The sequence below is a fragment of the Rhodococcus sp. 1163 genome (assembly GCF_002091985.1).
Taxonomy (GTDB): domain Bacteria; phylum Actinomycetota; class Actinomycetes; order Mycobacteriales; family Mycobacteriaceae; genus Rhodococcoides.
Window position 1 is genome coordinate 265810 of the sequence record NZ_MKKX01000033.1, and the last position, 17972, is coordinate 283781.

16 protein-coding genes and 2 tRNA genes are annotated in these 17972 nt (G+C 59.4%); 10 read left to right on the forward strand and 8 right to left on the reverse strand.

Annotation, left to right across the window (positions count from 1 at the left end; translation table 11 throughout):
- Positions 1–36: 36 nt before the first annotated feature.
- From efeB to efeU, 3 genes are read right to left on the reverse strand one after another with little or no spacing between them, the layout of a single operon-like run.
- Entirely contained in the window at positions 37–1302 is a 1266-nt protein-coding gene (efeB, locus tag BJD99_RS15075; protein ID WP_084347900.1) for an iron uptake transporter deferrochelatase/peroxidase subunit, read from the reverse strand.
- Positions 1283–2422 (reverse strand): iron uptake system protein EfeO, encoded by a 1140-nt coding sequence (gene efeO / locus BJD99_RS15080; RefSeq protein WP_143542179.1) that lies wholly within the window; start codon positions 2420–2422, stop codon positions 1283–1285. Before efeO ends, efeB begins: the two co-directional genes overlap by 20 nt.
- 5 nt (positions 2423–2427) lie before the next feature.
- Positions 2428–3318 (reverse strand): iron uptake transporter permease EfeU, encoded by an 891-nt coding sequence (efeU, locus tag BJD99_RS15085; protein ID WP_084347901.1) that lies wholly within the window; start codon positions 3316–3318, stop codon positions 2428–2430.
- Between the two features lie 170 nt (positions 3319–3488).
- Between efeU and BJD99_RS15090 the strand changes: the two genes are divergently transcribed.
- From BJD99_RS15090 to BJD99_RS15125, 8 genes are all read left to right on the forward strand, one after another.
- Positions 3489–4235 carry a lytic transglycosylase domain-containing protein gene (locus BJD99_RS15090; protein ID WP_373270547.1) on the forward strand — a complete coding sequence of 249 codons (747 nt, stop codon included), beginning with the start codon at positions 3489–3491 and terminating at the stop codon, positions 4233–4235.
- A 121-nt stretch (positions 4236–4356) separates the two neighbouring features.
- A complete protein-coding gene (eno, locus tag BJD99_RS15095) occupies positions 4357–5643 on the forward strand; it encodes a phosphopyruvate hydratase (RefSeq protein WP_084347902.1) in 1287 nt (428 codons plus the stop codon).
- A gap of 29 nt (positions 5644–5672) precedes the next feature.
- On the forward strand, positions 5673–6353 hold the full coding sequence (locus tag BJD99_RS15100; RefSeq protein WP_084347904.1) for a septum formation initiator family protein: 681 nt from the start codon (positions 5673–5675) through the stop codon (positions 6351–6353).
- The gene (locus BJD99_RS15105; RefSeq protein WP_084347906.1) at positions 6350–6889 is read left to right on the forward strand and encodes a DUF501 domain-containing protein; all 540 of its coding nucleotides are present in this window, start codon (positions 6350–6352) and stop codon (positions 6887–6889) included. The genes BJD99_RS15100 and BJD99_RS15105 overlap by 4 nt, the downstream gene beginning before the upstream one ends.
- Complete coding sequence (locus BJD99_RS15110) at positions 6886–7830, forward strand: Ppx/GppA phosphatase family protein (RefSeq protein WP_084347908.1); 945 nt, start codon at positions 6886–6888, stop codon at positions 7828–7830. Before BJD99_RS15105 ends, BJD99_RS15110 begins: the two co-directional genes overlap by 4 nt.
- Before the next feature lie 178 nt (positions 7831–8008).
- A tRNA-Leu gene (locus BJD99_RS15115) sits at positions 8009–8085 on the forward strand.
- 617 nt (positions 8086–8702) lie between these two features.
- Complete coding sequence (locus BJD99_RS15120) at positions 8703–8942, forward strand: hypothetical protein (protein ID WP_143542180.1); 240 nt, start codon at positions 8703–8705, stop codon at positions 8940–8942.
- Complete coding sequence (locus BJD99_RS15125; protein ID WP_084347912.1) at positions 8943–12668, forward strand: NACHT domain-containing NTPase; 3726 nt, start codon at positions 8943–8945, stop codon at positions 12666–12668. It begins immediately after the preceding gene.
- Between the two features lie 199 nt (positions 12669–12867).
- On the opposite strand, the gene BJD99_RS21525 is transcribed toward BJD99_RS15125, so the two are convergent.
- The 5 genes from BJD99_RS21525 to BJD99_RS15140 form a co-directional block, all read right to left on the reverse strand.
- Complete coding sequence (locus BJD99_RS21525; protein ID WP_084347914.1) at positions 12868–13263, reverse strand: tyrosine-type recombinase/integrase; 396 nt, start codon at positions 13261–13263, stop codon at positions 12868–12870.
- Positions 13260–13871 (reverse strand): IS3 family transposase, encoded by a 612-nt coding sequence (locus tag BJD99_RS21330; RefSeq protein WP_256895772.1) that lies wholly within the window; start codon positions 13869–13871, stop codon positions 13260–13262. The genes BJD99_RS21525 and BJD99_RS21330 overlap by 4 nt, the downstream gene beginning before the upstream one ends.
- Positions 13810–14148 carry an IS3 family transposase gene (locus BJD99_RS21445; RefSeq protein ID WP_306294104.1) on the reverse strand — a complete coding sequence of 113 codons (339 nt, stop codon included), beginning with the start codon at positions 14146–14148 and terminating at the stop codon, positions 13810–13812. Before BJD99_RS21445 ends, BJD99_RS21330 begins: the two co-directional genes overlap by 62 nt.
- Entirely contained in the window at positions 14148–14441 is a 294-nt protein-coding gene (locus tag BJD99_RS21340; protein ID WP_256895773.1) for a transposase, read from the reverse strand. Before BJD99_RS21340 ends, BJD99_RS21445 begins: the two co-directional genes overlap by 1 nt.
- A gap of 195 nt (positions 14442–14636) precedes the next feature.
- Positions 14637–15790, reverse strand: a protein-coding gene (locus BJD99_RS15140; RefSeq protein WP_373270548.1) for an IS3 family transposase whose coding sequence is annotated in 2 segments (ribosomal slippage) — positions 14637–15523 and positions 15523–15790 — 1155 coding nt in all. Because the reading frame shifts where the segments join, the coding sequence is not laid out codon by codon here.
- A 339-nt stretch (positions 15791–16129) separates the two neighbouring features.
- Here BJD99_RS15140 and BJD99_RS15145 point away from each other — a divergent pair.
- On the forward strand, positions 16130–17362 hold the full coding sequence (locus tag BJD99_RS15145; RefSeq protein ID WP_373270549.1) for an IS110 family transposase: 1233 nt from the start codon (positions 16130–16132) through the stop codon (positions 17360–17362).
- 218 nt (positions 17363–17580) lie between these two features.
- A tRNA-Leu gene (locus tag BJD99_RS21005) sits at positions 17581–17664 on the forward strand.
- The last annotated feature ends 308 nt before the right edge of the window (positions 17665–17972 follow it).

Consider the following 17972-nt stretch of genomic DNA (forward strand, 5'->3'; position numbering starts at 1 on the left):
GAACTATTTGATCGTATGAATGTGCCATTCAAGCGGTTATGCAAACAGCGTGGAACCCCAGTACTCCGATTCCCCGAGCCCCGGTGGGCACGCGAACACCGCGGAGCCGACGTGCTGGATGTACTCGTTGAGTAGGTCTGTTCGCGCCAGTGCGAGTTGCAGCGGCACGAACTGGGTCAACGGGTCACGGCAGTACGCGATGAAGAACAGTCCGGCGTCGAGGTGCCCGAAACCGTCGGAACCGTCGGTGAAGTTGTAACCGCGCCGCAGGATCTGGATGCCGCCGAGTTCTTCCTTGGACGCCAGCCGGACGTGTGCGTCGGCGTCGATCAGGGGGCCGTCGGGACCTTTCGAATCGAGGTCGAGCGCATCGAATTCGTCGGTCAGGCCCAGTGGTGCGCCGGTTCCCTTGCTACGCCCGATGACTCGCTCTTGCTCTTTGAGTGTCGTGCGGTCCCAGGACTCGATGAGCATACGGATTCTTCGGGCAACGAGGTACGAGCCGCCACCCATCCAGGCCTGGTCGTCGGCAGGATCGACCCAGACGTTCTCGTCCAGCATCTGCGGATCTTCGGCTTTGAGGTTGGCAGTTCCGTCTTTGAAGCCGAACAGGTTTCGTGGTGTGGCCTGAGTTGTCGACGTCGACGAGGTGCGTCCGAAACCGAGTTGCGACCACTTGACGGACACCGTCCCGAATCCGACGCGAGCCAAGTTGCGAATGGCGTGCACGGCAACCTGCGGATCGTTGGCGCATGCCTGAATACACAGGTCGCCGCCCGATCGCGCAGGATCGAGGTTGTCGGCGGGGAAGTGCTGGAGGTCGGCCAACGATGCGGGCTTTTTGTCCGCGAGACCGAACCGATCGAACAACCCCGGACCGAATCCGATGGTCAATGTCAGTGATGAGGCGGCGAGCCCGAGGGCTTCGCCGGTGTCGGACGGCGGCTTGTACTCGCCTGCCCCGACGGCGCCGTCCTCGAACGTCTCTTCGCCCTTGGTCAGTCGCTCGGCCATATCCGTCCACTTGCGGAGAAGTGCGACGAACTCCTCGCGCGAGTCGGTGGTGATGTCGAAGGCGACGAAGTGCATGCGGTCCTGTGCGGGCGTGACGATGCCTGCCTGATGGTCACCGCGGAATTCGACGACGTCGGACGTCGGGGACTCGGAGCCGGTTGCTGTTGCGTTGCCTGCGATGGCCCCGACTCCGACAAGCGCGGCCCCCGCCCCGACGGCACCGAAGAGGCGCCGTCGGGAGAAGCCGGAGGCGGCCGGCCCTGTGCTCTTACTGTCCTGCGACGACACCCTGCACCTGACTCACTTCAGCGGACAACGCGTCGATCTTGTTCGAGAGTTCTTGACGCTGTGGTTCGGTCACGGTGTCGTAGAATACGAAACCGTCGCCGACACGGTACTTGGCAAGTTCGGCGTCGAGTGCGGCGAAGCGAGTGTCGATCGATGTTCCGAGTTCGGGTTCACGCTCGTCGATGATCGGACGCACTGCGGCGATCGCGGCCTGTGCGCCGTCGACGTTGGCCTGGAAGTCCCAGAGATCGGTGTGCGAGAAGAAGTCCTCTTCGCCACTGATCTTGGTCTTGGCGACCTCGTCGAGCAGTCCCTGTGCGCCACCGGCGACCTGGATCGGATCGACGGTGAAGTCGTCGGCCTTGACCTTCTCGGCGAGTTCGTCGATGTTGGCCTGCAGCTGATCGGCCATCGCGTTCGTGTCCGGCTGCAGTCCCTGCGCCCACAGATCTTTTTCGATGCGGTGAAAGCCGGTCCATTCCGCGCCTGGCTCGACGTCGGGCTCGCGGAGGTCGATACGGGGGTCGAGGTCGTCGGGGAAGCTTTCAGCGACGGGCTCGATTCGCTCGTAATAGCTACGCGCGATGGGGAACTGAGCCTTGGCACCTTCGACGTCGCCGGCCTTGACAGCTGCCACGAAGCTTGCCGTGGTCTCCTGTAATGCATCGATCTGGCTGAGAACGTAGCGCTTGTAACCCGATGCGGCTTCGGCCAGCAGACCGTTTTCGTCGGCCTGGCGAACGGCGTCACCGCTGACGACGAAGTTTGTGCGGATGCCGTCGCCCACCATGCCTGCCTTGCATGCAGTTTGGTACGTGCCGGGGTCGGGCAGTGCGACGATGAGCTGGCGGGTCAGGCCGGGGCCGATGTTCTCGACCTCGCCCATGACTCGATCGCCTTCACCGTAGACATAGAACTCGGTGACCTTGCTGCCGTTGTTCGTGATCTGGAAGGTGGAGTTTCCAGTGGCACCTTCGGAGGCACTGATGTCGCATCCGTTGTCGGTCGCGGTGACCGTGATGTCCCCGTCGCTCGCCTCGGAGGACGACTTTTCGGTACAACCGGCCAGAGCCAGCGGTAGAACCGCAACCGCTGCCAGAGCGTAGGTGGTACGACGCATTTTCTTCAGTGCCTTTCGGACGTGTGGAGTACAGGCTCTGGTTTTGCGGGGACGCGAACCGGCCGGAGGAACAGAAACAGGACGATGACGAGATATGCCAACCAGCCGACGGCTTGCAGGACTGTCGGTTCGGGTCGGAAGTTGAAGATGCCCGCGAGCACGGTGCCGTACCAGCTCGAGGCGTCGTAGTGTGCGGTGACGTCGAACGCCACCGAAGATCCGCCGGGGATCAATCCGCCGATCTGCAGTGCGCGTATGCCGTAGGCGAGGATCCCCGCGGCGACGACGATGAGGAAGACGCCGGTGTACTTGAAGAACACGGCGAAGTTGATGCGAATCGCACCGAAGTACAGGAACACCGTCAGGATGGCTGCGACGACGATGCCCACGAGAAGTCCGAGCAACGGCCACAGGCTGCCGTTGGTGTTCTCGGCGTATCCGACCATGAGAAGCGCGGTTTCGATTCCTTCACGCCCGACCGCGAAGAAGGCCAGGGTCAGAACGGCAATCGGACCGACGGTCAGTGCACGTTCCATTCCGCCCTTCAGCTCGCCGGAGATGTCCTTGGCCGCTGTACGCATCCACAGGACCATCGCCGTGACAATCGCGACGGCGACTAGGGAAGCGAGCCCGGCGATGATCTCGGCGGTGAGACCGGTGACCGTCGATGTGCCGTAGTGAATGACAAAGAACACGACCGCGACCATGGCGACCGCAGCGCCGACTCCTAGCCACACCCATTTGAGTGCATCGCGGCGATCGGCTTTGACGAGGAAGGCCACGAGAATCATCACGACGATCCCGGTTTCTAGCCCCTCACGCAGTCCGATCAGTCCACTGCCGAACATCTGGGTTGCGATCGACGGCGCAGTTCCGGCGGCAGCGAGTACGGACACGGGTGACCTTCCTGGAATGACACTGAGTTCGGTACGCCTGCCCTTCCGAAGGGTAGGCGACCCTCATCTGTTAACTATTACAGGAACATACACCCAGATGGCCAGAGCAAAAACACCACAAACGAGCTCTTACATAGAGCTTTAGGTTTCTATTACCTTTGATGTGCAGGATGGGTGGTGTGACCCATCGACCCCGCCGAGCCGCGATCTTGCTGTCCACAGCCTTGGCAGTGGCGATCATGGCCAGCGCATGCGGTTCCTCCGAACCTCCGCGAGTTATTCCCGAGGGCATACCTCCCGGCCCAGGCGCGCCGGTTCCGGACATCGACTTCAACGCTCCGGGACGCACCGCAGATCTGTTGCTCGCGTGGGCTGCACCGCAGTCGGATGCGCTGAGCATCTCGGGTCCGGCGCTCGCGGCATACGCGCATGCCGCCGCGGTCATGTCCGCCACGGCACCGGACTGCGGGATCGCCTGGACCACTCTCGCCGGCATCGGATTCATCGAGAGCCGCCACGGTACTTACCAGGGCTCTGCCGTCGCGCAGGATGGCACTGTTGCGCCGACCATTCGCGGAATCCCGCTCGACGGCGCTCCCGGCGTCGCCGAAATCCCGGATACCGACCGCGGTGTCCTCGACGGCGACGACATCCACGACCGCGCCATGGGACCGATGCAGTTCATTCCTGAGACATGGAAGAAGTGGGGTGTCGACGCCAACGGCGACGGCGTCCCGAATCCGGACAACCTGGACGACGCGTCCCTTACCGCAGCCCGGTACTTGTGTGCGCGTGGTGGCGACTTGCGCACCGCTGAAGGGTGGGAGCGGGCCCTGATGGCGTACAACCAGTCGGGCGTCTATCTCCGCGATGTCCGCGATGCTGCCGCGGCCTATTCGGTGGGAGCCGGCGCCTAGCTCCATGTCGTATGCGGGTAGGTGAGCGAAGCGGCTAGTCTGACACACGGCACAGTCCGCAACTCGGTCGTGGCGTCGTGAACAGCGGCGTTGTCGGTCCCCGTTTATAGGAGAAGCATTCGTGGCCATCATTGAGCAGGTCGGAGCTCGCGAGATCCTCGACTCCCGTGGCAACCCCACTGTCGAGGTCGAGGTCGCATTGGACGACGGAACCCTTTGCCGTGCGGCAGTTCCTTCCGGTGCATCCACCGGCGAGCACGAGGCCGTCGAGCTTCGTGACGGCGGCGACCGCTACGGCGGCAAGGGCGTGGAGAAGGCCGTCAACGCTGTTCTCGACGAGATCGCACCGGCCGTCATCGGCCTCGACGCCATCGAGCAGCGCACCATCGATCAGGCCCTGCTGGATCTCGACGGCACCCCGGACAAGTCCCGCCTCGGCGCGAACTCGCTGCTGGGTGTTTCACTCGCTGTCGCGAAGGCTGCTGCAGAGTCTGCGGGCCTCGAGCTTTTCCGCTACCTCGGCGGACCGAACGCGTACATACTTCCCGTCCCGATGATGAACATCATCAATGGCGGCGCGCATGCGGACAGCGGCGTCGACGTCCAGGAGTTCATGATCGCTCCGATCGGTGCACCGACGTTCAAGGAATCCCTTCGTTGGGGCGCCGAGGTCTACCACTCGCTCAAGTCGGTTCTCAAGGCCAAGGGGCTCTCGACCGGACTCGGTGACGAGGGTGGATTCGCTCCTGACCTCGCCGGTACCAAAGAAGCACTCGACCTCATCCTCGAAGCCATCAAGAAGACCGGACTCGAGCCGGGACGCGATATCGGCCTGGCTCTGGACGTCGCAGCCACCGAGTTCTACACCGCGGGCACCGGCTACGCCTTCGAGCGTGACACCAAGACCGCCGAGCAGCTGTCGGCGTTCTACGGCGAACTCGTCGACGCATACCCACTCGTGTCCATCGAGGATCCGCTGGACGAGAACGACTGGGACGGCTGGGTTGCACTCACCGAGTCCATCGGCGACAAGGTTCAGCTCGTCGGCGACGATCTCTTCGTCACCAACCCTGAGCGTCTGGAAGACGGCATCGTTCGCGGCGCCGCCAACGCACTGTTGGTCAAGGTCAACCAGATCGGCACCCTCACCGAGACCCTCGACGCAGTCGAGCTGGCGCATCGCAATGGTTACAAGACCATGATGAGCCATCGCAGCGGCGAAACCGAGGACACCACCATCGCTGACCTGGCAGTTGCCGTCGGAAGTGGTCAGATCAAGACAGGTGCACCCGCTCGAAGCGAGCGAGTCGCCAAGTACAACCAGTTGCTGAGAATCGAAGAAGCTCTCGGCGACGCGGCGCGTTACGCAGGCGAGCTGGCCTTCCCCCGGTTCAATTACGAGGGATAGTTTTCTTACGCAAGCGTTGAAGGTGGGTCATGGCGGCAGGACGAGGTAGACCGGGGACAAGTCCAGGTGGGCGTGATCCTCGGCCTCGCGGCCGCTCGGCTTCACCTCGTAACCGGCAGACCGAAGCTGCGCGCGGCGACGCGCGCAGCACCGGTCAATTGCCGCCCGAGCCGTCCGATCAGGCACGCGATGCCGTCGTGGCCGGCAGGGCAGCGCCACGACGCGTCGGCGTCCAGGCGTCGACGCGTCCGGAGCGGAGTTTTTTCGGGCTGTCCACCGGTCGCGCTGTGATCTTGGCGGTCGTGGTGTGTGCGTTGGCGTTGACGCTCGCGATGCCGCTGCGGACGTACTTTTCGCAGAGGACCGAGCTCGCTTCGGTCCTTGCGGAGCGTAAAGGGCTCGAAGACGACGTAAAGAATCTCGAACGTGAGAAGTCGCAACTGAACGAACCAGCACGCATCGACGCCGAGGCACGCAGTCGGCTGCGGTGGGTGATGCCGGGGGAGACGCCCTATCAGGTGCAGCTTCCCGGTGACATGGCAAAGTCCGACGCCGAAGCGAAATCGATCGAACAATCCGAGGGCCCGTGGTATCGGGATCTTTGGGAATCAGCAGTGCAGCCGCAGCAGAGCGACGAGCCGGAGCAGCAACCACTGCCCGCACTCGTTCCTGCGCCTGCACCGGTACTAGAAGGAGGACCTGTCGGGTGACCGGTGCAGGAAAATCGGCAGTCTCGCCGGAGGATCTAGAGGCGGTTGCGACCCAGCTGGGGCGTGAGCCTCGCGGGGTCCTCGAGGTCGCCTACCGATCCCCGGACGGCAGGCCCGGTGTGGTGAAAACTGCACCGAAACTCCCCGACGGCACGCCCTTCCCGACCCTGTACTACCTGACCGATCCGCGGCTCACCGCAGAGGCGAGCAGGCAGGAATCTGCAGGTGTCATGCGTGAAATGACCGAAAGGCTGGGGACCGATGCGGAGTTGGCAGCCGGATATCGGCGAGCCCACGAGTCCTACTTGGCCGAACGCAACGAGATCGAATCGTTGGGAACAGACTTCACCGGCGGAGGCATGCCGGACCGCGTGAAATGCCTGCACGTCCTCATCGCGCATTCGCTCGCCAAGGGCCCAGGTCTCAATCCACTCGGCGACGAGGCAGTTGCTCTCGCCGCCGAAAACCATATGCGCGGCAAGGCCATTCCAGCGGACTGGCCGACCGTCGCAGAACTTCGCGGGGAGACACAATGACCAGAGTTGCCGCCATCGATTGCGGAACCAACTCGATCCGGCTGCTCGTCGCCGATGTCAAGGACGGTGTCCTCACCGACGTCGCCCGTGAAATGCGCATCGTGAGGCTCGGCCAAGGCGTCGACGCGACGGGAGCGTTTGCGCCCGAAGCCATCGAGCGAACCCGAGATGCCTTGCAGGAGTACGCCGGAATCATCCGCGAGAGCGGTGCATCGGCACTACGCATGGTGGCCACCTCGGCCACGCGCGACGCGTCGAACCGCGAGGACTTCTTCGCGATGACACGCGAAATACTCGATCCGATCGTCGCGGGCTCGGTCGCCGAGGTCATCACCGGTGACGAGGAAGCCAGACTGTCCTTTGCCGGAGCCGTCGGTGAACTCAATGCTGCCGGTGCACCTTTCCTGGTCGTCGACCTCGGAGGTGGATCCACCGAGCTGGTGCTCGGAGACAACAAAGGCGTCAAGGCTGCGTTCTCGGCGAACATCGGCTGTGTCCGGCTGACCGAGCGGTTCCTGCACAGTGATCCGCCCACCGCAGACGAGATCGCCAGTGCCCGTGAGTATGTGCGCGCAAGGCTGAAAGAAGCCTTCGAAGAAGTGTCGATCGGAAACGCGACAAGCTGGGTCGGCGTCGCGGGAACCATGACCACCATTGCCGCCATCGCCTCCGGACTCACCGAATACGACGCCGAGAAGGTGCACCTAACCCGGGTGCCGTTCGCGGACCTGTTCGAGGTATGCGACCGGCTGGTCAACATGACGCGTGCAGAACGAAGCGAGTTGGGCCCCATGCACCCAGGGCGGGTCGACGTCATCGGCGGCGGTTCCATCGTCTGCAGCGTCTTGGCCGAGGAATTCGAGCGACGCGGAGCCGTCAGCACACTGATCGTCAGTGAACACGACATTCTCGACGGAATTGCTCTCTCGGTGAAGGTCTAGGCAGGTAGAACTCCCCGGTGGTGCGGGTATATTTCCGTGTTGCTGTTCGATCGGATGAGCTTGCGGTAGTTCATCTTCCATCTTCAGCTGCGAAGAGAATCCGCGATCGTGGCGCCGGTGATTCCAAGGTGGATACAGCCTTATAAGATGATCGACGCGGACCTGCACGTCCGCGGTGGCCCCTATAGCCCAATTGGCAGAGGCAACGGACTTAAAATCCGTACAGTGTCGGTTCGAGTCCGACTGGGGGCACCATAAAACAGCTGGTCAGGTACGGTGTGATGCGCGGTGAGCCGTTCGAACGCCTACTTCGGTGTCACAGAATGTCACAAGTCAGAATAACTCTGCTGAGTTCACCCGGCGGTCCCGCGGGACTGGTGCGATCCGATAGGAGGACCGACCCCCGGACCGTCCACATCGATCCGCCGATGCCCTGATGCCCTGATGCCCTGATGCCGACGGTTCTCCCGGATCGGCGGTGACGAGCCGCCACTTGCGTATGCTTTCGCGCGCTCAGACCAACCTCGGGCCAAAATTCGGAATGTGCATATTGACCCCAATCGTATAAAGCCCAGTCTTTGTACTCGAGGCGGTCGAAGAGCGTATGCGGACAGACCCGAAGGGGTCACCCGCAACAGTGTGGTGGGCGTGGACTGGGAGGAACTGAGCCTGAGAAGTTTCAATCTGAGGTCAATGGGAACCCACGCTCAGGGTTGGCAAGAACGACGCCGGGGTGAGAACACGGTCGGTCCTACCAGAGCCAACTGTTCAAAGGTGTCGGTTTCCGTGTTGATTGACCAGCGATAGTTTTGGACTCGCCGTGCGGGACCGTTCGCGGGCGCTGGGCGATGATGAGGCGGCATAATCAGCCGATGGACTACAACGTTGACTCGCTCGGCTCACGCAATTTTGAGCATGTTGTGCAGGCGCTGGCGCAACGAAAGATCGGGGCGGGCCTTTCAAGTTTCGGCGACGGCGCTGACGGCGGTAGGGAAGCGACTTGGAATGGCAGTAGTCCGTCGCTTGGAGCACTCGCTGACTGGAATGGCTACGGTGTTGTACAGGCAAAATTTTGTCATCACACCGGCGATCCGAAGGATAACCTGAAATGATTGAAGAAGGCGGTCATCGCTGAACTACGGGACTGGGCTGACGAAGAACGCGCACGTACTCCCAAGCCTGACTATATTCTGTTTGCCACGAATGTTCGTCTATCCGCGGTAGCGAACGGAGGAAAAGACGAGATTAAGAAGGTGTTGGCAGACGCCGCCGAAGAACTAGGCCTGGGTCTGAAAGAGGGGCGAGTGTGGGACTACGACGACTTGCGAACTCTGTTGGACGATGCAAAAGATATTCGTGTAACTTACGCCGCATTCTTAACGCCCGGCGATATACTTGCGCGACTAGCGGCCGACCTTGATTGGAATAATGAGGCATTCAGTACGGCTCTGGTGAGCCACGCAGGCGCGACGCTTCTCGATGACAACAGTCTCAATCTCACCCAGGCCGGTGGGGTTTCTGACAAAACCGTTGGTGTCTCCGACGTGATTGTAGACCTACCCGCTGCCCCGTCGTCCAAGACGCTTCGAATGCGGGCCCGTTATCTCGGAGAAGATATGGATATAACGGGCGGCATCAGTGCGCAGCTAATCCGCATGTTTAACCAGCGTTCGACTGAGGACGAGGAATATTCGACGCGTCGTGCTGTTGTAATTGGTGGGCCTGGTCAAGGAAAGAGCACCGTCACTCAGTGGCTTGCCCAAATCTACCGTGCGAACTTCCTGAGATATACGAGAGCAGCTGTCGAGCCCGATCTCAAGAAATCAATCCGGGACCTGGATTGCCGGCACGCAGAATTAGATCTTCCTACTCTCGAAGCGCGACGCTGGCCGTACAGGATAAAACTTACCGAGTTTGCTGACTACCTAGCCCGTATCGACGGTGGGACAGTGCTGGAGTATATTGCACAATCAATAACTCGAAGGTCTCCGGTCCCAGTGGCAACGACCGACATAATGAAATGGCTTGGAACGTATCCCTGGGTCTTACTCATCGATGGTTTGGACGAAGTCCCGTCAACTAGCAACCGGGTCAATGTTATGCGGGCCATTCAGGACTTTTTCATCACCGCTGCGACAGTAGAGGCTGACATCGCGGTCGTGGCTACGACTCGGCCTCAGGGGTATAACGAGGAATTCCCACCGGACAAGTATATAGAATTTAAGCTAAGCCCACTTGACAAGCAGACCGCCCTAGATTACGCGAATGGTCTCGTTTGCATTCGGCACGGCGTCGGAACGTCGATGTCAGATCGGGTGAATGAACGACTTGCGCGGGCAATAGAAGACGGTACGACAATGCGCTTGATGGAGACGCCCCTTCAGGTCACGATCCTGACTGTGTTACTTGAAAAGTTGGGTCACGCACCACAACAGCGGTCGCGCCTTTTCTCTCAGTACTACAAAGTAATCACGCAGAGAGAGCAAGAGAAGGGGGGTGAACTCTCGGAATTGTTGCAGCGTTATGAATCCGACGTTGATTATCTACATCGGTTCATCGGGAACTTATTGCAAATGCGTAGCTCTGAGGCTGGAGACGCTTCGTCGACCATAACCAGAGAAGAATTTGACAATATCATTGCTCAGCGGTTGACCGACCAAGAGCACGACCCAGATGAGGTGGCGCGATTACGCATTGAATTCTCCCGTTTGGTGACTGACCGGCTTGTCTTCCTGGCGCTACTCACGTCCGAGGTAATCGGATTTGAATTGAGAAGTTTCCAAGAGTTCATGGCTGCTGAATGGGTAATAGCACTTCCTGAATCGGAAATAATTCCGCGGTTAAAACTGTTATCGATGAGCTCCTTTTGGCGAAATGTTTCTCTCTTCATCGCGGGTGGAATTTTCGGGAACCGCGAGTCGATGAAGGCCGATGTCACTCACTTGTGTAGTGACCTTAACATGGAGGTTGAGGCGCATGCACTACTCAAGCCCGGGTCTGACTTCGCCCTCGACATACTCTTAGATGGATGCGCGAATTCCCAACCCGGATATATTAGGGCGCTGTCGAAGACTGCCTGCGAGATTGTTGACGGACCACCGCATCCTAGGCTTGGCGAATTAGCGACCGTATCTGATACGGCGGGGATCAAACTGATCCGATCCGTGGCTAGAGATTCTTCGCCTTGCAATGTAGCCACCCGCTTGAACAGGGCGCGATTACTCGCCGGGCTAGCGCTCAATGGGGAAGTTGATGATTTCGAATTTTTACGAAGTTACGTTCAGCGGGCTGATCGTGGAGCCTTGACTGCTCTCGCCGAAATTGCGGCGAAATCTCGTGATGGGCGTTTAGAATCCCTTTTAAATGAGCTTATATCTCGTTGTGATCCGGCAGATCTTGCAAGGTTCTCTATCCTGGATGTAAGTGACTGGGAATCATCTATCGATGCCGATTCAGCCGATCGAGAAGTAGCTTGGACGGAGTCATTCAGCAAGCTAGCGAGACTGTCTCGTAACCGCACTCAGGCTATCAAGATTATCGACCGTTTCGCCACTGTAGATTCAAAAATAAATCCCTTCATGTTCACGTTCTCATCCGTGCAAGACGATTACGATATGTGGGAGTGGGTTCTTCAAATTGATGGCGGAGTGGGCATGTGGCCTCTGTTGCGTTCGATTGCACGGTTCTGTCTTCAGCCCACGGCCAATTCGTTGTCGGATGCGCTTGCTCTAGCGTCAATCCATCCGTACGAGGATGCGATGCTGTTTCGAAGCACGCCCTGGGTTCTTCGCGCTTGTTTGCAAAACGCGCATTCATTGGCGATTCGTGACGGAGAGGCTGCATATGGGGACCAGCTTCGTTTTCTTTCTACTGCAGCGCTGGACGGCAAGCTGGGTGATTTAGATGTCTGGACCGCCGCGGAGATGCGGTGGTCCGCCGGGATAAACATCGGCACAGATCTTTCTCTATCTGTAGATGATGAGTCTGAAAGAAATTGGGACAACCCGCTGCCGCGAGAACTGGCATTGTCTGGTGTGGCATTGTCGGGAATGCACCTTCGGGCGCGGCGGGTCTCAGCTGACGGGAGGGACTCGGTCGAGTTCGTCACCAATCTTATTCAAAGTATCCTTCCTTGCACTATTGGCGGTAACCGGTCTGCGCTTCTTGACGCTATATCGTTTTTCTCGGGTATTTTGTTTGAAGAAAATAGACGCGGCAGGCACACGAACGATGTTGATCACATGACGGCGTTGCGGAAGCATCTTACTGAGATTGATTGGGGTACGGGATCTGGGCTGGTGTGGCCTATGTGGCTTACAGTCGACGAAACCTTTCCGGCTTCAGCGGGTGAACGAAGCTTACTGTTGGCGCTGGGAAGTAGAAGTCGATTTCGTGTCCCCAGCATTAGGAAAATATCCAACTATCTCTCAAACGTTCGTGCGAAGTATGATGACGTTGACGTTTCTTGGCCAATCCTGCGTATACAAATAGCGATAGACCCGCTGTACCTTGCGGAGAAGCAGAGGGAAGACTATGTACCGTCTGGTAATACTCAGTATGCCGAAGAGATTCTTTCCATTTGGACCTTGTCGAACTCGACACTTCAACAGTGGGTCGACGGTTCCTGCGACGAGATTTTACGGAAGATTGCGGCGGATAAAAAAAGTGTGCTGGGGCTTGACTGGCTAATTTCCTACATGCAAAGCGCAGGGGATGATTGGGCGGTTAAGGTTGGGGCTCACGCTGCATCCTTAATTATCGGCACGGATTCTAACGCCTCGCTGCAGCTTGTCCGTGAAGCATCGTTAGTTCTCGCTTCTATTCCGCCAGAACTCTAGAGTTGTCCCTGCCACCCACCGCGTACGTCTGAACTGTCCGGATGCGCAGTTACGAAACAAACCCATGAATATATCCACCGTGATTAGATTGAGGGGAATTAAAACGAGGAAATTGATCTGTTCCCAGGTGTGAATGGAGTGTGCATCCTAACTATCATGCTAGAGGAGGTAGATCGGTAGTCACGCAACTCAATCGAGATCAATTAAAGCTGCTGGCCGCTTGTATCAACGCGTCTTCCTGCGAGTGTGTGTACACGCTCATCGTGAACGCCGCCGACGCGTGGCCGAGCCAGGCGGCGATAACGACGATCGGGATGCCCTGTAAATGCATGAGTGTTGCGCATGTATGTCTGGCGTCATGGAGCCTTACATGCTTAAGCTGCGCCGACTCCAAGATCCGCTTCCAGCGGAACGTCAACAAATTTGGGTGCACCGGTAGCCCGGTAGGCAGTCGGACGATATAGTCGGACTCGTCGTAGTGCTCACCCAAAAGTAGTTTGTCCTTCGCCTGTTGGGCCTTGGCCTGACGCAACGCGACTGCCAGGGGCTTTGATCTGCCGCGGGGATTTCGGACACTGGAGATGGTTAAATTCAGGCCGCGTTGACGTGCTGCCGGTAACTGTAATGGACATCGTTCGGAGCGCGGTAGTCGAGTGCTGAATGCCTCCGTCGGGGATTGTAGAAACCCTCGATATAGCGGATGACATCATGTCGCGCTTGGTATTCCGTGGCGTAGACAGTGCGGTAGACGCACTCGTTCTTCAGTGCAGCGAAGAAACTTTCGGCCATGCTGTTGTCCCAACATTGACCGGTCCGCCCCATCGAGGACCTCATCATCAAACCTGTCACCAGAGCCCGGTAGATATGAGAGGTATAGACGCTGCCACGATCGGAGTGAAAAATCGCTCCCGGCTCGATCAGGCTGGTCGCAGCAGCATTGTTGAGTGCGGCTGCGACGAGGTCGGTGCGCATGTGATCGGCGATCGACCAGCCCACGACTTTCCGGGAGAAGCAGTCGATCACCGTGGCCAAGTACACGAACCCCTGCCAGGTATGAATGTAAGTGATGTCGCCGACGAACTTGACCCCTGGCCGATCGGCAGTGAAATCCCGCTTGACCAGGTCCGGCACCGCGTCGTCGTCACCGGATTCGGTGGTGGGTCCGAAACGGACGCGGCTGACACGGGACGAGTTCGTGTTCACGCATGATCGAGCGGACCAACTCCGCGGAACATTCGACACCGACGGCGCGTAGGTCGGCATGGATACGCCGATAGCCGTAGGTACCGTGCGCCGCGTCGAAAAACACACGAATCTGCCCTGCCAGAGCATCTCGACGTTTCGATGTTGCCGACTGCGGCCGGCTGCGCCAGTGATAGAAGCCTGAGGTCGACACCTCGAGCCAACGGCAACGATCGATGACAGGTACGTTCGCGGAGTCGTCCGCGACATAGGAATCAATGAACTCGTACTTCGCCACTACCGTGGCTCCCGCGCGAAGTACGAGGCTGCTTTTTTCAGAAATGCTGTCTCGGAACGAAGTTCACGAACTTCTCGTTCGAGTTGGTTCAGTCGCGCTCGTTCGGTCAGAGTGAGTTCATTGTCCACACTGCCGCCATGGGTGTCGCGATACTTGCTCAGCCACCGGCGCAGGCTGTCGTCACCGACCCCGTACACCTTGGCGACTTCACTGATCGGCTTGGACAACTCGATCACCTCACGGCACAGTTCATCCTTGAACTCGGCCGAGAACGATCGCCGTGATCTGCTCATGCTCGTCTGACTCATTTCAGTAGATCCCTATTCTAAGCGGGTCCACTGTCCGAAATCCCTGGGCCGATCACTTCGAGATCGGTAGCGTGCGCCGAGACTTCTTTGTCTTGGGAGGGCCTTCAACGATGGGACTGCCCCGAGTTCAGTTGACTCGTTGACCTGCCCCAAGGTTCGTTACCCCTGGCGATGTGAAGATCAAGCCGGAACGGATGGGTTCTCGTACCGTAACTCATACTCGATCGGCGATACGTAGTCGATCTGCGAATGCCGTCTTTGCCGGTTGTAGAAGATCTCGATGTAGTCGAATATCGCGTTCGCCAGATCGAGCCGGGTCCGCCACTTCTTCCGGTTCAAAAGTTCGATCTGCATTGACGACCAGAACGATTCCATCATCGCGTTGTCGTACCCATCCCCGATAGTCCCGAACGACGGCATCAGGCCCGCAGAGCGGATTTTGTTGGTGAATGCCCAGGACGTGAACTGAACTCCGTGATCGGCATGCACGATCCCACCAGAAGGCGGTTTACGGTTCTTGATCGCCATGTCCAACGCGTTGACAACCAGGGTCGAGTCCTGGCAGTTGTCGATCGACCAACCGACGATTCTCCGACTGAACGTGTCCAACACCGCGCAACAGTAGACCTTCCCTTCACGGGTCGGATGTTCCGTAATGTCGGTGACCCACAATTCATTTGGCGAGAGCCGATGGAACTTGCGGTGCACGAGATCGTCCGCTGTTGCGATGCCCTTCAACCGTTTGGCCTTCGCTGGGCCAGGCAGGCCGACGATGCCTGCATGCTTCATGAGTGTAGCAACGAGGTTCTCACTGACGACGATGTCCATACCGCGCGTGAGCTCCGCGTGTACTCGGCGGGAACCGTAGGTTTGCCTTGAAGCCGTGTGGACTTCGCGGATCAGGCCGGTGAGCCACTTGCGGCGCATCTGTGTCGGTGACATCGGCCGAGACTTGTACATGTAGTAGCCGGGGCTACTGACGCCCAGGAGCCGGCAGCACACCTTTACCGGATGCCCGGCGTCGACGAGAGAGTCGATCACCGGGTGAATCCTTGTGGGGCCGAGCAGTTCTCCTTAAACAGCGTCGCAGCGGTGCGGAGGATTTCGACTTCGGCCTCGAGCTGCCGGATTCGCTTGTTTGCCTTGGTCAACTCTGCAGACTCGGTTGTCGTGATACCTGGCCGCTCGCCGCGGTCGACTTGATCTTGGCGAACCCACTTGTGGAGCGCGGCGGCGCTGACACCGAGTTCGGTCGCGACGGTGGTGATCGGTTTGCCGGCACGGACGAGGGCGACGGCCCGGAATCGGAACTCCGGCGGATACGGTCGTGGCATGGATCGAAGCCTTTCAGCGAGGCTCGATCTTCACACCGAAACGGGTAAGAAACTCTGGGGCAGGTCAAGATGTCAACACTAATAATGGTTGAAGCGTCGAGCAGCGTCGTCTGACTCGAATGTCAACTGACTGAACCATGTCCTCGTTTGGATTTGTCGGCGGCCGTTGCTCGACGCTCCCGCCTCGACACCGCTGCCGAAGTGGGGCGTCGCCGAGTCTCGGTTGTGTGACCTCATAGGAGCCTTGACCTCATCGTTAGTGTTTTGTCCGCTAACCGCGCCCGGCGGCGGACACGACAGGACGACAAGTCGTCCACCGAGTACGGGATGGGGTAGAAATTGTCCGAAAATTCAGTCGTCGACGCTGTCTACGCGGGAATCGACACGCACAAGGATCTTCACGTCGCCGCGGTCGTCGACCATCTGGGTCGACTGCTAGACACATTCACAGCCGCGACGACGGTCGCCGGGTATCGAACTCTGCTGCAGTGGATTACGTCATTCGGCGACGTGGACCGGATCGGAGTCGAAGGCACAGGCTCCTACGGAGTCGCCATCACCCGACTGCTTCGCGACCGAGAACTCGAGGTCGTCGAAGTGAACCGGCCAAACCGGCAGATGCGGAGACTGCGCGGCAAAACCGATGCGGTCGATGCCGAAGCTGCGGCGCGGGCCGCTCTCGCCGGCGCCGCAGCGGCCGTCCCGAAGTCGCACGACGGAGCTATCGAGTCGATCCGACTTCTCCGTGTGACACTGACTGGTCTGCGCAAATGCTCTACAGCGCTGACGAATTCGCTGCGCAACATCATCGTCGGTGCTCCACCGGAATTACGCGATCAACTCGAACCGATGACCATCGGCACCTTGTTGCATCATTGCTCCAGCTTCCGTGTCCCGGCCGGCGCGCCTACCGACGCTCGGGTAGCCGTCAGGTCGACGCTTCGTTCACTCTCACGGCAGATCCTCTTCCAGCAACACGAGATGGATCGGCTCCGAAGCGAGTTGACCGAGCTGGTGCGCCGAGTCAACCCCGCGTTGCTCGCAGCACCGGGCATTGGGGTTGACAGCGCTTCAACCCTGCTCGTCACCGCAGGAGATAATCCCGAACGACTCCACAGCGAGGCATCTTTCGCTGCTCTGTGCGGCGTGTCGCCGATCGAAGCGTCGTCGGGCAAGCACACCCGGCACAGGCTCAATCGCGGTGGAGATCGCCAAGCGAACAACGCCCTGTGGCGTATCGCGCTGATCCGATCCTCCAGCGATGAACGCACCCGCACTTACGTGGCGCGGAGGACCGCCGAGGGGAAATCGCCGCGGGAAATCAGGCGTTGCCTCAAACGGCACATCGCCCGTGAGGTCTACACCCTTCTCGTCCACCCGCAGTCCGTCCCCGGCACCGATGACCTTCGGCCACTACGCCACCGAGTCGGTCTGTCGATGCAGTCCTGCGCCGACCACTTCGCGGTCTCCCTCACGACGATCTCGCGCACAGAACGGGCTATCAAACCGAACCACCAATTCGCCTCTCGCTACCGCGAATGGTTGACGGGACAACTTTCCGATTCCGCTTGACACCAATAGGAGCATCCAAACCTGGGGCAGTCCCAGTCTTGAGTCGGGGTCCCACCACCATATCGGCTGTTTGTCCACCGCAGTACGTCAGCGTGCAGACGGATGCACGACGGTCCCAGCCGAAGGTCTCGATGACACGAGAGTGACACAACTCGGTACACACGTGACTGGATCGGGCTGGACGGCAATGGTCGAACAGCGCTGCGAGGCAACGAAAAATGGATTCAGCAAAGTCCGGATAAGTCCATCCCTCCGGACTTAAAATCCGTACAGTGTCGGTTCGAGCCCGACTGGGGGCACCATAAAGGTACTGTTCGCCGTGGCTCGAGTTGAAATGTACGGCCGTGAAGTGCGACTTGCCTCCGCCGCGAACGACACAGACGTGCGCCGCGGCGCGTAGCCGGCACTGGATCTCGAACAGAGCGTGCCTCGATGCGCACTCCTGACGCTGTGCACCTCCGTCCGTGCGTCGAAGAGTCAGCGCAACAGCACCGTTGGACGAGGTTAGGGGCGCCGAGGCTCCGCTGGTCAGGAATGTCGGACGAGGGAATGTTCGCGTTACGGAGACGCTGGCGGTCTCGCGAGTCGATCAGTGTCGTATCCCGTACAA

Coding starts and splice junctions, on each gene's coding strand:
- efeO (WP_143542179.1), bottom strand. CDS start 2,422: ATGCGTCGTACCACCTACGCTCTGGCAGCGGTTGCGGTTCTACCGCTG.
- BJD99_RS15090 (WP_373270547.1), top strand. CDS start 3,489: ATGGGTGGTGTGACCCATCGACCCCGCCGAGCCGCGATCTTGCTGTCC.
- BJD99_RS15100 (WP_084347904.1), top strand. CDS start 5,673: ATGGCGGCAGGACGAGGTAGACCGGGGACAAGTCCAGGTGGGCGTGAT.
- BJD99_RS15110 (WP_084347908.1), top strand. CDS start 6,886: ATGACCAGAGTTGCCGCCATCGATTGCGGAACCAACTCGATCCGGCTG.
- BJD99_RS15120 (WP_143542180.1), top strand. CDS start 8,703: ATGGACTACAACGTTGACTCGCTCGGCTCACGCAATTTTGAGCATGTT.
- BJD99_RS21340 (WP_256895773.1), bottom strand. CDS start 14,441: ATGAGCAGATCACGGCGATCGTTCTCGGCCGAGTTCAAGGATGAACTG.